This is a genomic window from Mesorhizobium sp. Root695 (assembly GCF_001428185.1).
In the GTDB taxonomy this organism is placed as follows: Bacteria; Pseudomonadota; Alphaproteobacteria; order Rhizobiales; family Rhizobiaceae; genus Mesorhizobium.
Genome location: NZ_LMHO01000018.1, coordinates 35,774 through 48,478, shown reverse-complemented (window position 1 = coordinate 48,478; position 12,705 = coordinate 35,774). Strand labels below are relative to the sequence as shown.

Sequence of the window (12,705 nt, the reverse complement as noted above, 5' to 3'; positions counted from 1 at the left end):
GAGGGTTCACAGATTGGCGGATAGGACAAAAGTGGCGGACAGCAAACATCAGGGCGCGCTTGGCGCTGCCTATGCAGCGAAGCGGCCAGAGGAAGTCGCCGCACTCTATGACCGCTGGTCGGAGACCTATGACGCCGACATGTCGGCTGCCGGCTATCGCCACCCAACAATCTGCCTCGCACTGCTGGCCCGCCATCTGCCGCGCGGCGCGGCACCGCTGCTCGATGCCGGGGCCGGCACCGGGCTGATCGGCGAATGGTTGAATATTGCCGGCTATCCCCAGGTCGAGGCGCTCGACATTTCCGAAGGCATGCTGGCCCAGGCCGCACGCAAGGACGTCTATTCGGCACTGCATTGCCTGGCGCTGGGCGGTCATCTGCCCTTTGCCGACGATGCTTATGCCGGAGTGATCTCGGCTGGCGTCTTCACCTCGGGTCATGTCGGAGTCGAGGGGCTGGACGAGCTGATCCGCATCTGCCGGCCGGGCGGAGTGATCGTGCTGACGGTCAAGAACACGCTGTGGGATCAGGGCTTTGCCGCGCGCATCACTGAGCTAGAAGCACGAGGCCTCGTCACCCGCGTCGAGGAAACGCGTCCTTACGTCTCGATGCCGGGCGAGGCCGACACCGTCCCTAGCCGCGGTCTGGCCCTGCGGGTGAACTAGGCTTTTACTCTCTCCGCTGCCGGGTCGTACATCGGCTCGAGATGGATCTTGGCCGGTGTTCGTTCCATCGCGACCACCAGTTCATAGTCGCCCGAGGCGAGGAAATCGTCGCTCACCCCGTCGGCGTTGCGCACATAGCCGTAGCCGATGTTCCGGCCCACCGTGTAGCCATAACCGCCGCTGGTGAGATAACCGACAGGCTCGCCATTGCGCAGGATGGTTTCGCGGCCGAGCAGCACGATCTCGGGATCGTCGACCGTGAAGCCGGCAAAGCGCTTCTTCAATGCCGTGCTGCTGGCCGTCTCGAGCGCACGCCGTCCAATGAAATCCGTGTTCTTGCGCAGCTTGACCGCCCAGCCGAGCCCGGCTTCCTGCGGCGTGTCGTTGGGCGTGATATCGGACCCCCAGGCGCGATAGCCCTTTTCCATCCGCAGCGATTCCAGTGCCCGGTAGCCGACAGGGCGGATATCATGCTCCTTGCCTGCCGCCATCAGCGCGTCGAAGACTTCGCCGGTGGCCGCGATCGGCACATGCAGTTCCCAGCCGAGCTCGCCGACATAGGTAACGCGCAGCGCCCGAATTGTGTGGCCGGCGATGGCAATCTCACGCACGTGGCCGAATGGGAATGCGGCGTTCGACACGTCCGCGTCGGTCACCGCCGAAAGCACGTCGCGCGCCCGAGGACCCATCAGCGACAGCGTGCCGAAGTCCTCGGTGACATCGACAAGCCTGGCATTGAGTCCTTCGCCGATATGGTCGCTGATCCACGAGGAATCATGCGTGCGGAAGCCTGTGCCGGTGACGATGTAGAATGTCTCTTCGGCCAGCCGCGCCAGCGTCAGATCGGCCTCGATGCCGCCGCGCGTGTTGAGAAGCTGCGTGTAGGTCAGCCGGCCGACCGGCTTGCCGACGTCGTTGGCGCAGATCCAGTCCAGCGCCTTCAGCGCGTCGGGCCCGCTCAGTTCGTATTTGGCGAAGGAGGATTGATCGAAGATGCCGACCTTTTCGCGCACATGGCGGTGTTCGTCGCCGACCGCCGCGAACCAGTTCTGCCGCCCCATCGAATAGATGTCTTCCGGCTCGACGCCTTGCGGCGCGAACCAGTTCGGCCGCTCCCAGCCGAGCTTCGAGCCGAACACTGCATTTTGCTGTTTCAGCCTGTCGTAGAGCGGCGAGACGATGCGGGGCCTCCCGCTGGCATACTCCTCATGCGGGAAGCCGATCGTATAGTGCTTGCCATAGGCCTCCAGCGTGCGGTCGCGGACCCACTGCCGGTCGCGGTGCAGGTTGGAGAAGCGCCTGATGTCGACCACCCACAGGTCGAGCGGCGCCTCGCCATCGACCACCCACTGCGCCAGCACCCAGCCGGCGCCGCCACCCGAGGCGATGCCGAAGGCGTTGAAACCGGCGCCGACGAACATGTTGGCGCATTCAGGCGCCGTGCCGAGGATGAAATTGCCGTCCGGCGTGAAGCTCTCCGGCCCGTTGATCATCTGCTTGACGCCGACGGTTTCCAGCGCCGGCACACGCGCGATCGCTTGCATCATGTGCTGCTCGAAATGGTCGTAGTCGTCGTCGAACAGCCGGAACTCCCAATCATTGGGTACGTCGCCCCCGGGGAGATCAGTCGTCCAGGCCTGCGGGTTCGGCTCGTAGCCACCCATCACCAGCCCGCCGACCTCTTCCTTGAAATAGGTGCGCCGGTCCGGGTCGCGGATGGTTGGCGCGTCGGTCGCCAGTCCGTCGATCTTCTCGGTGATGATGTACTGGTGCTTCACCGGCTGCAGCGGCACGTTGATGCCGGCCATAGCCCCGACCTGCCGCGCCCATTGGCCGGCGCAGTTGACCACCTTGTCGCAAGCGATGTCGCCCTTGCTGGTCTTCACCACCGTGATGCGGCCATCCTTCATCTCGAAGCCGGCGACACGGACATCCTCGAACAGTTTGGCGCCATGCATGCGCGCGCCCTTGGCCAATGACTGCGTGATGTCGGAGGGGCTCGCCTGGCCGTCGGTCGGCAGCCAGGAGGCGCCGACAAGATCGCCGGTCTCCAGCAGTGGCCACATTGCCTTGACTTCCGCCGGCGACAGCAACTGCATGTCCATGCCGAAGCTTTTCGCCGTCGTCGCCAGCCTTTTGTACTCGGTCCAGCGGTCGGCATTGGTCGCGAGCCTGAGGCAGCCGGTCATCTTCCAGCCGGTGGCGAGGCCGGTCTCGGCCTCAAGTCCCTTGTAGAGGTCGACGGAGTATTTCAGCACGCGGGTGATCGAGGCCGATGAGCGCAATTGCCCGACAAGGCCGGCGGCATGCCAGGTCGAGCCCGAGGTCAACTTGCCCTGCTCAAGCAGCACCACGTCGGCCTTGTGGTCGCGCGCCAGATGATAGGCTGTCGAACAGCCGATGATGCCACCGCCGATGACGACGATGGCGGCCTGGCTCGGCAATGTCATGATTTTTGTATCCCGTACTTCGTTCTGTAGTTTTCCAGCGCGCCTTCGAGCCGCGTCAGGTTTTCCTCGGTGTAGGCGACGTAATCGATGCCGGGTGCGTCGAGATAGAGCTCGGACACCATGCTCCACATCGCCTCGCGCAGCAGCGAGGCGCATTGCATGGCCGCGTGCGAACGGCGGATCGCCTCATCCGGTGCCTTCATGAAATAGGCGGTCAGGAAGGCGAAGGATTCCTCGTCGCTCATGCCGGCGTTGGAGGCGACGCCGGCGAGGTCGAACATCGCCGTGTTGAAGCCGGCATATTCGAAGTCGATCAGCCACAGCCTGTTGCCGTCGTCGAGAATATTGGCCGGCAAAAGATCATTGTGGCCAAAGACGATCGGCAGCAGTTTCTGCGCGCGCTCCAGTTCGTCGGCCAGCGTCAGCAGGCGCGGCAAGTCGCTGCGCTTGCGGCTGCCGCCTTCTTCAAGCGTGCGCGCATAGTCGCGGATGACATGGAACGCCCAGAACATGAAGCCGGCGCCGGAGACGTGGTTGGGCATCTCCCGGTGGAAGGCGCGCATCAGGGCCGCGACGCGGCCGAGATTGGCGCGCACGTCCTCGGCGAGATAGGTCTTGGCGCCGAGAAACTCCGTCACCAGGATGCCCGGTTCGGCATGGCGGACGGCTGGCGCGAAACCGGCGGCATGCGCCGCCCGCGCCGTCATCACCTCGCGCTCGCGAAAGACATGGTGGAACGGATAGTCCTTGCCGAAGCGCACGACATGTTTGCCGGCAGCGTCCTTGACGACATAGTTGGCGTTGCTCAAGCCTCCGGGCAGCGGTGCGATCTCGATGCTGCCGGTCCAACAGGGCAGGGCGCGGATGCGGTCTTCGGCGGTCATGGATTGGACACCTGGCGATTGGTCTCTTGTCGGACACGGCATCGACCGGGCGGCACGGCAGAGAGAGCGTGCCGTTTCGACGAATGCTCGTTTTGGAAAAAACCTCGTCGGCGCGGCATCCAGGATCGGTATCCGGCGCCGCACCGACGAGTCCCATGTGCCGGGCTCTTCGAGGCCGGCATCCGCCCCCGCGGATTCGAAAAATTCCCTCGCCCTTGCGCCAGACAGTTTCCAGACCTTTTGGCACGCAAGTTTGGATACGGCTCTGCCATCGTTCTCCCGCGGCAGTCCGAGCCTGTCACCAGATCAGTGTCACGCCGCGCAATGCCTGATGTCAACGGGATTCTGTGGCATTTTCTGCCTTTATGACCGAATTCTTTCGAGTTTTCTTGTAATACCCAGCAGATTTGGCTTAGAAACGGTCATTTAAGCGACGATGCGACCGGAAACGACCCCAATGACCCATTCGAAACGACATGGCGAGATCCTGCGGCTGCTGCAGGAAGAGGGCACCGTCACAATCGCCAGTCTGGCCGACCGGCTGGGCGTGTCGCTCGAAACCGTGCGCCGCGACGTCAAGCCGCTCACCGGTGACGGCTCCGTCCTCAAGATGCATGGCGCCATCGGCCTGCCGTCGATGATCGGCGAAGCACCGTTCGAGCGACGCATGCGTGAGAATGCCGACGCCAAGCGCGTCATTGCCCGCATGGTCGCCGCCACCATCCGCGACGGGGAATCGATCATGCTCGACACCGGCACGACGACCTCGTTCCTTGCCCGTGAACTGCTCGGCCACCGGCGCCTGACGGTCGTCACCAACTCGTCGGACATCGCCCGCACGCTGGCCACCATCAACGGCAACAAGGTCTACATGGCCGGCGGCGAGCTGCGCAGCGATTCCGGCGCCGCCTTCGGCGCCTCGGCGATCGACTTCGTCAGCCGCTTCTCGGTCAGCCACGCCATCATTTCCACCGGCGCCATCGATGCGGTGATGGGCGTCATGGACTATGATCTGGAAGAGGCCGAGTTCGCCCGCATGGTGCTGTCGCGCGGCCAGCGTTCGCTCGTCATCACCGATCACTCGAAGTTCGGCCGCCTTGGTCTGGTCCAGGTCTGCGGCTTCGACAGCTTTTCCGAACTCGCCACCGACCGCTCGCCGCCGCGCGACATAGCCGCCGCCCTCGCGCAGGCCGGCGCACGGCTCAGCATCGCCGGCGAGGAAGCCGGGTTCTAGCCGAAGACCAGCGACTGATGGGCGCATACGCCCGCGAAGGTGCCAGCCGATACGGCAAAGGCGATGTTGTGCATCGAGCGTGCCGCGTCGCCGGCGGCGTAGACGCCGGGCACGGTCGTCTGCTGCCTGTCATCGACGGCGATTACCGGACCGAGAAGGCCTTCGGTGAAGGCGCAGCCGAGCTGTTCGGCCAGCGGGCTGGCCATGGTGTTGCGCGGCGCGGTGAACATCGCCCTGACCCCGGCCCTTCGGCTATCGTCGAGGTGGACGATCAATCCGCCGGAGCCGTCTTCCCGTAACTCGGCAACGGTGGCGGGCTCAAATCGCACCTTTCGGCTCTCGAGGGCGCGCATCTGTTCTGTGTCGGGTTCGAACAGGCCGTTGCCGAACAGCGTGACATCGCCCCAATCGGCGATCAATTGCGCCTGATGCAGGGACATCGGACCGGTTGCGAGCACGCCGAGCGGCCCGCCGGAAACCTCGTAGCCGTGGCAATAGGGGCAGTGCAGCACTTTTCTGCCCCAGAGTTCGGCAAGCCCGGCAACCTCAGGCAGGATATCGCGCACCCCGGTGGCCAGCACCAGCCGTGCGGCGGCGAATGTCTCGCCGCCATCGGTGGTGATTTCGAAATCGCTGCTGCCGGCAGCAACAGCCTTGTCCGCGCGCCCGTCGACAACGCTGGCTGTCGGATAGGCCAGCAACTGTTGCCTTGCGTCGTTGAGGATTGCGCCAGGCGCGCGCCCGTCCTGTCCGAGGAAGCCATGAGAATGCTCGGCAAAGCGGTTGCGCGGCTGGCCGGAGTCGATCACCAGCACCTTGCGTCCTGCCCGCGCCACCTGGATGGCGGCGGACAGGCCCGCAAAGCTGCCGCCGACGATAGCAAGGTCATACTGCATGGCTGGACACTCCAATGAGATCAAAACGGCGGCGGAAATCGGCGGTCAAGTCGGCCAGCGTGATGCGGCTCAGCTTCTCCGCCAGCAGCCTTTCGGCGGCGATACGAAAATCGTCGAGCACGGTGATCACCGCTTGCTCGACGAGGCAGCCGGGGCTTTCCGGCTCGGTGCTGAACGGCAGCAGCGTCTCGCCAAGGGCGACGCTGATCTCGGCCAGCGATATCTTTTCGGGCGCCCGCCCGAGCAGCCAGCCGCCACCATGCCCGCGCGACGAGGTGACGATGCCGACATCACGCAGCCCGGCTATGGTGCGGCGGACCACGACCGGATTGGTGTGGATGAAGGTGGCAAGCTGCTCGGAGGTCAGCGCCTGTTCGGGCTTCTCGGCCATGTGGACGAGAATGTGCAAGGTCGAGGACAGTTTGCTGTTGCGTTTCATGTAACTTAGTTAGTTACAATTTACGCCGATGTCAAACACGCCTGCGCTCACGCGGCCGTCTACGGGAATGCCTAGAGCAATTCCATGAAAAGCGTGAAACGGTTTTCCCGGGAAAAACGGATAGCGCTTTCCCTTGGGAATTGGGTCAAAACGAAGAGTTAGAGCGGTTCGCCGTTTCCATGAAGCAGTGAACAGCTCTAGGCGGGCAAAGCGCGAAAACTCATCCTGAAGAAGGCGCCATTCGGCTTGCCGTCGAGGATCTCGATACGCCCGCCATGCAATTGCATGATCTCCTGTACGAGGTTGAGGCCGAGCCCGCACCGTGATCCTGCGGGCAAAGTCGGTAGAACGGTTCGAAGATGCGTTCCCGCTCGCTCAGTGGCACGCCGCCGCCTTCGTCCCGCACCTCGATGACGGCGGGAGCTGTAATGCTGATGGTGATCTTGCCCGATAGGCCGCCATGTTCAATGGGGTTCTGGACGAGATTGGTTACTGAGCGTTCGATCGCAGTGCGGTCACCGGAGGCGAAAACTGTTTCTCCTTCGGGTTCGAACGACACCTCGTATCCGGCCGAAAACGCCATTGGCGCGAGATCGACAATGACGCAGACCCACCGTGAACGAATCCTGCCCACTGCCGCGCAGCAGATATCCGGTGACGAGAAAGCCCGCGTTCCAGGGCGTCGCGCCGAGCAGCGTCGCGGCCGCATCATTGTTGTCGTCGTGGGACGGCATTCATTCATGCTTGCGCTGCGCTACGGTCCCGCATGCCGGCGTCGCATCAAATCGGCGCTCGGCTGACTACGCAGCGCCGAATCTTCGGTCATGGGATAAGCTCCGCCATAGGCTTTCCTTCGCTCGGCCGCCGGTGTTTAGTCCGGCCATGGCTTTCACCATCCGCCAGTTGCAGTTCTTCATCGCCGTGGCCGAGCAAGGCACTGTGTCTGGCGCCGCCCAGAACCTCTCCATCTCGCAATCTTCGGTCACCGAAGCGATCAAGGAACTCGAAAGCGATCTCGGCGTCGAACTGTTCGAACGCCATCCGCGCGGCCTGAACATCACCCACAAGGGTCATCAGTTTCTGCGCCACGCCACCAAGATCCTCGCCGACGTTTCCGACGCGCGCCGCTCTTTCTCCGGCGAGCAGGCGGTGGCGGGCGGTCGATTGCAGCTCGGCGTCACCTCGCTGGTCGCCGGTTATGTGCTGTCGGATCTGCTCGCCCGCTACCGCCGCGCCTATCCCGGGGTCGAGGTCTCGGCCATCGAGGACAATGGCGACTACCTCGAGCATCTCTTGATCGGCGGCAAGCTCGACATTGCCGTCATGGTCACCTCCAATTTGCGCGACCGCACCGCGTTGCAGTCGGAAATCCTCGAAGTCTCGGCCTACCGGCTGTGGCTGCCGCTCGGCCATCCGCTTGCCAGCGCCGACATCATCAGCATTGGCGACATTGCCTCCGAAACGCTGATCATGCTGACCGTCGACGAGATCGAGGAGAACACCGGCAAGCTGCTGACGGCGATCGGCGCCAAGCCGCATGTCGCTTTCCGCACCCGTTCCGTGGAGGCCGTGCGCAGTCTCGTCGCCACCGGCGCCGGCGTGGCGCTGCTGCCCGACCTCGTCTACCGGCCCTGGTCGCTGGAAGGCGACCGCATCGAATCGCGTGATATTTCGGGCTCCTTGCCGGTGGTGCAGGTCGGCATGGTCTGGCGGCGTGGCTCCGGCCTGCCGCAGGCGGCGCGCGATTTCATCGGTCTTGCGCAATCGCAGCGGACGGTCCGCCAGCGTCCCTGAGAGATCGGCTGTCGACCTATCGGAAAAACCGATATCGTCGTTCTGATAAATGAATTTGCGAAACCGGAATTTTCCAAGCACCTTTCGGTTCAGGGACCAAAGCTGCCATCAGAGCGGCATCAAGCCCAGAGGACGACCGATAGTTTTCAGTCCGCGCATGACCCCTAGCGAAGACCGAAGCCGGCTTTCGGGGTCAAGCGCCAAAATGGGAGATCGATAATGAATTCATTCCTGAAGTCATGCACTGCACTGACGGTCGCGCTGACCTTTTCCGGTCAGGCCGTCGCCCAGGTCAAGGAACTTGGCAAGGCCGAAGGCCAGGTCAACATCGTTGCCTGGCCGGGCTATATCGAGCGCGGCGAAACCGACAAGGGCTATGACTGGGTGACCTCCTTCGAGAAGGAGACCGGCTGCAAGGTCAACGTCAAGACGGCCAACACCTCCGACGAGATGGTCTCGCTGATGAACGAGGGTGGTTTCGACCTCGTCACCGCCTCGGGTGATGCCTCGCTGCGCCTCGTTGCCGGCAAGCGCGTGCAGCCGATCAACACCGATCTCATCCCGAGCTGGAAGACGGTCGACGAGCGCCTCAAGGACGCGCCCTGGTTCACCGTCGGCGGCACCCATTACGGCGTTCCCTACCAGTGGGGTCCCAACGTCCTGATGTACAACACCGACGTGTTCAAGGAGGCTCCCAAGAGCTGGAATATCGTCTTCGAGGAAATGAAACTGCCGGACGGCAAGTCCAACAAGGGCCGCGTCCAGGCCTATGACGGGCCGATCCACATCGCGGATGCCGCCAACTATCTGATGTTCCACAAACCAGAACTCGGCATCAAGGATCCCTACGAACTGAACGAGGACCAGTACAAGGCGGCGCTCGAATTGCTGCGCGTCCAGCGCACGCTGGTCGGCCGCTACTGGCACGACGCCGCCATCCAGGTGGACGATTTCCAGAACGAAGGCGTCGTCGCTTCCGGCTCGTGGCCGTATCAGGTCAACACGCTGGTCGCCGCCAAGAAGCCGATCGCGTCCACCATTCCCGAGGAGGGCGCGACCGGTTGGGCCGACACCACGATGATGGAAGCCGATTCGGCCAATCCCAATTGCGCCTATATGTGGATGGAACATTCGCTGTCGCCCAAGGTGCAGGGCGATGTCTCGGCCTGGTTCGGTTCGCTGCCAGTCGTGCCCGCCGCCTGCAAGGGCAATGAGCTTTTGACCGACGAGGGCTGCAAGACCAACGGCTACGAGAATTTCGACAAGGTCAAGTTCTGGAAGACGCCGGTGTCGAAATGCACCACCCAGAACGATCAGTGCGTACCCTATTACCGCTGGGTGTCGGACTATATCGGCGTCATCGGCGGGCGGTGAGTTTTCTTACACTCCCCCTTGTGGGGAGGATCGACGCACAGCGTCGGGGTGGGGGTCTGCTCGGTATTTTTCGAGGCAGCCCCACCCGCGGCTTCGCCGCGACCTCCTCACAGGGGGGAGGTAGGACGTCGCGCGACATCAACACATCAAACCGGCAACGGATTGACAGCCCATGACCTCCGCCGTCTCCTTCCAGAAAGCGTCGCGCCATTTCGGCAGCGTGCGCGCTGTCGACGCGGTCGATCTCGACATCGCGCCGGGCGAGTTCTTCGCCATGCTCGGGCCGTCCGGTTCAGGCAAGACGACGTGCCTGCGCCTCATCGCCGGCTTCGAGCAGCCGACATCGGGCTCGATCTCAATCTTCGGCGAACGCGCCGAGGGCGTTCCGCCCTATCGCCGCAACGTCAACACCGTGTTCCAGGACTATGCGCTGTTCCCGCATCTGAACGTGCTCGACAACGTCGCCTACGGGCTGATGGTCAAGGGCGTTGGCAAAGCTGAACGGCACAAGGCGGCGGAAGAGGCGCTGTCGTTGGTGCGGCTGCCCGGCTACGGCGCTCGTCGCCCCGGCCAGCTTTCCGGCGGCCAGCGCCAGCGCGTCGCACTCGCCCGTGCGCTGGTCAACCAGCCAAAGGTGCTGTTGCTCGACGAGCCGCTCGGCGCGCTCGACCTCAAATTGCGCGAGAACATGCAGGAGGAGCTGAAGTCGCTGCAGAAGGCGCTCGGCATCACCTTCGTCTTCGTCACTCACGACCAGGGTGAAGCGCTGTCGATGGCCGACCGCGTCGCCGTCTTCAACGACGGCAAGATCATGCAGATCGGCACGCCGGAGGATATCTACCAGCGGCCGAAGACCCGCTTCGTTGCCGATTTCGTTGGCTCCTCCAACGTGCTGCCGCCAGATTTCGTCCAGCGCTATTCCGGCCAGCATCGCTGGGGGAGTCTCCGCCCCGAATCGATTCGCGTCGGCCGCGCGGCCAGCGGGGTCACAAGTGGCGAGGGCGTGTCCGCCCGCCTCGTCTCGACCAATTATCTCGGCGCCACGACGAAGCTGGCGCTCGACGCCGACGGGTTGCGGCTGCACGCCATCGCGCCGGCCGGCACGGCCTTGCCGGCAGAAGGCGAGGCGGTCGTGCTCACCTTCAACCGCGAGCACCTGCATCTGATGGACGAGCCGGCATGAGCCTCGACGCCGCCATGCCGCGTGCAAAGGCGCCCGCCATCCTGCCGGGCAGCGGCGGCTTGCGCGGCGCGCTGTCGGACCTTTTCTGGCGCAAGCCGAAGGTCCTGCTGCTGCTCATGCTGCTGCCGCCGGTGCTGTGGCTCGGCATCGTCTATATCGGCTCGCTGTTCGCGCTGCTGGCGCAGAGCTTTTTCTCCATCGACGAGTTTTCCGGCCTCATCAACCGCCAGTTCACGCTCAAGACCTATGGCGACCTGTTCCAGGCTGCCAATCTCGACATCATCCTGCGCACGGTGACGATGGCGGCTCTGGTCACGCTGGCTTCGGCGGTCATCGCCTTCCCCATCGCCTATTACGCGGCGCGCTATGCGCGCGGGCGCTGGAAGGCGCTGTTTTACCTCGGCATCATGCTGCCGCTGTGGTCGAGCTATCTGGTCAAGATCTACGCCTGGAAGCTGATCCTGGCCAAGGAAGGCATTCTCACCTGGCTGCTCGCCAAGCTGCATCTGTTGTGGGTGCTCGACGCATGGCTGTCGCTGCCGATCGTCGGCGGAAATTCGCTGTCGGTGTCGTTCACCGGCACCTTCATCGTCTTTGTCTATGTCTGGCTGCCGTTCATGATCCTGCCGGTGCAGGCGGCCCTCGAGCGCGTGCCCGGCAATCTGGTCGAAGCCTCGTCTGATTTGGGGGCCTCGCCTGGACAGACCTTCCGCAACGTGCTGTTTCCGCTAGCGCTGCCGGGCATCGTCGCCGGTTCGATCTTCACCTTCTCGCTGACGCTCGGCGACTACATCATCCCGCAGATCATCGGCACGTCGCGGCTGTTCATCGGCCAAGCAGTCTATTCTCAGCAAGGCACCGCCGGCAACATCCCTCTCGCCGCAGCCTTCACCGTCGTGCCGATCGTTATCATGGGCTTCTACCTCTGGGGCGCCAAGCGCATGGGGGCCTTCGATGCGCTCTGATGGTTCCCAGTCGGCTCCGCTCGGCCTGAAGATCGCCGCCACCTGTGGCCTGTTGTTCCTGCACCTGCCGATCCTGCTGATCTTCGTCTATGCCTTCACCACCGAGGAAAAGAGCTTCGTCTGGCCGCCGCCCGGCCTGACGACACAGTGGTTCGCCGTCACCTGGAACCGGCCGGATGTCTGGCAGGCGCTGTCGCTGTCGGTCAGGGTTGCGGCGATCTCGACGGCGATCGCGCTGGTCCTCGGTACGCTCTGTTCGGCGGCGGTGTCACGGACAAAATTCTTCGGCCGCGAAACCATCTCGCTGCTGGTCATCCTGCCGATCGCGTTGCCCGGCATCATCACCGGCATCGCGCTGCGCTCGGCCTTTTCGCTTGCGGACATCCCGTTCTCGTTCTGGACGATCGTGCTTGGCCACGCCACCTTCTGCGTGGTGGTCGTCTACAACAACGCCGTCGCCCGTTTCCGCCGCACGTCAGGTTCGATGATCGAGGCATCGATGGATCTCGGCGCCGACGGTTTTCAGACCTTCCGCCATGTCGTGCTGCCCAACATCGCCACGGCGCTGCTTGCCGGCGGCATGCTGGCCTTCGCGCTGTCCTTCGACGAGGTGATCGTCACCACCTTCACTGCCGGCCAGCAGCAGACGCTGCCGATCTGGATGCTGGAAGAGCTGATCCGCCCGCGTCAGCGCCCGGTCACCAATGTCGTCGCCATGGTCGTCATGCTGGTGACGTTGCTCCCCATCCTGGCCGCCTATTACCTCACCCGCGACAGTGACCAGATCGCCGGTTCGGGCAAATAGATCAAAAAATTCACAAG

The 12,705-nt window shown here is 63.6% G+C and carries 13 protein-coding genes; 8 read left to right on the top strand and 5 right to left on the bottom strand.

Annotated features, from left to right (window positions below; genetic code table 11):
- Positions 1-31 precede the first annotated feature (31 nt).
- Positions 32-664: a class I SAM-dependent DNA methyltransferase gene (locus tag ASD99_RS17445; RefSeq protein WP_056588181.1), complete on the top strand. Its 633-nt coding sequence runs from the start codon at positions 32-34 to the stop codon at positions 662-664.
- Here ASD99_RS17445 and ASD99_RS17440 read toward each other — a convergent pair.
- The gene (locus tag ASD99_RS17440; protein ID WP_057144395.1) at positions 661-3,114 is read right to left on the bottom strand and encodes a GcvT family protein; all 2,454 of its coding nucleotides are present in this window, start codon (positions 3,112-3,114) and stop codon (positions 661-663) included. The two genes, ASD99_RS17445 and ASD99_RS17440, sit on opposite strands and share 4 nt — an antisense overlap.
- Positions 3,111-3,998 carry a phosphotransferase family protein gene (locus ASD99_RS17435; protein ID WP_057144394.1) on the bottom strand — a complete coding sequence of 296 codons (888 nt, stop codon included), beginning with the start codon at positions 3,996-3,998 and terminating at the stop codon, positions 3,111-3,113. The genes ASD99_RS17440 and ASD99_RS17435 overlap by 4 nt, the downstream gene beginning before the upstream one ends.
- A 457-nt stretch (positions 3,999-4,455) precedes the next feature.
- Here ASD99_RS17435 and ASD99_RS17430 point away from each other — a divergent pair, with 457 nt between their 5' ends.
- On the top strand, positions 4,456-5,232 hold the full coding sequence (locus tag ASD99_RS17430; protein ID WP_056588173.1) for a DeoR/GlpR family DNA-binding transcription regulator: 777 nt from the start codon (positions 4,456-4,458) through the stop codon (positions 5,230-5,232).
- Here ASD99_RS17430 and ASD99_RS17425 read toward each other — a convergent pair.
- From ASD99_RS17425 to ASD99_RS32325, 3 genes are all read right to left on the bottom strand, one after another.
- Positions 5,229-6,128 carry an NAD(P)/FAD-dependent oxidoreductase gene (locus ASD99_RS17425; protein WP_057144393.1) on the bottom strand — a complete coding sequence of 300 codons (900 nt, stop codon included), beginning with the start codon at positions 6,126-6,128 and terminating at the stop codon, positions 5,229-5,231. The genes ASD99_RS17430 and ASD99_RS17425 overlap by 4 nt on opposite strands.
- Positions 6,118-6,567 (bottom strand): RrF2 family transcriptional regulator, encoded by a 450-nt coding sequence (locus ASD99_RS17420; RefSeq protein WP_057144392.1) that lies wholly within the window; start codon positions 6,565-6,567, stop codon positions 6,118-6,120. Before ASD99_RS17420 ends, ASD99_RS17425 begins: the two co-directional genes overlap by 11 nt.
- A 220-nt stretch (positions 6,568-6,787) precedes the next feature.
- Positions 6,788-7,150 (bottom strand): sensor histidine kinase, encoded by a 363-nt coding sequence (locus ASD99_RS32325; protein ID WP_244497778.1) that lies wholly within the window; start codon positions 7,148-7,150, stop codon positions 6,788-6,790.
- 16 nt (positions 7,151-7,166) lie between these two features.
- On the opposite strand from ASD99_RS32325, the gene ASD99_RS34720 reads away from it, so the two are divergent.
- From ASD99_RS34720 to ASD99_RS17390, 6 genes are all read left to right on the top strand, one after another.
- Entirely contained in the window at positions 7,167-7,367 is a 201-nt protein-coding gene (locus tag ASD99_RS34720) for a hypothetical protein (RefSeq protein WP_057144391.1), read from the top strand.
- Between the two features lie 82 nt (positions 7,368-7,449).
- Positions 7,450-8,361: a LysR substrate-binding domain-containing protein gene (locus ASD99_RS17410; RefSeq protein ID WP_056588166.1), complete on the top strand. Its 912-nt coding sequence runs from the start codon at positions 7,450-7,452 to the stop codon at positions 8,359-8,361.
- Positions 8,362-8,580: 219 nt separating this feature from the next.
- Positions 8,581-9,735, top strand: a complete 1,155-nt coding sequence (locus ASD99_RS17405) for an ABC transporter substrate-binding protein (protein ID WP_057144390.1) — start codon at positions 8,581-8,583, stop codon at positions 9,733-9,735.
- Between the two features lie 172 nt (positions 9,736-9,907).
- On the top strand, positions 9,908-10,918 hold the full coding sequence (locus ASD99_RS17400) for an ABC transporter ATP-binding protein (RefSeq protein WP_056588162.1): 1,011 nt from the start codon (positions 9,908-9,910) through the stop codon (positions 10,916-10,918).
- A 14-nt stretch (positions 10,919-10,932) separates the two neighbouring features.
- Positions 10,933-11,883 carry an ABC transporter permease gene (locus ASD99_RS17395; protein WP_200951008.1) on the top strand — a complete coding sequence of 317 codons (951 nt, stop codon included), beginning with the start codon at positions 10,933-10,935 and terminating at the stop codon, positions 11,881-11,883.
- Complete coding sequence (locus ASD99_RS17390) at positions 11,873-12,688, top strand: ABC transporter permease (protein WP_057144389.1); 816 nt, start codon at positions 11,873-11,875, stop codon at positions 12,686-12,688. The genes ASD99_RS17395 and ASD99_RS17390 overlap by 11 nt, the downstream gene beginning before the upstream one ends.
- Positions 12,689-12,705 lie beyond the last annotated feature (17 nt).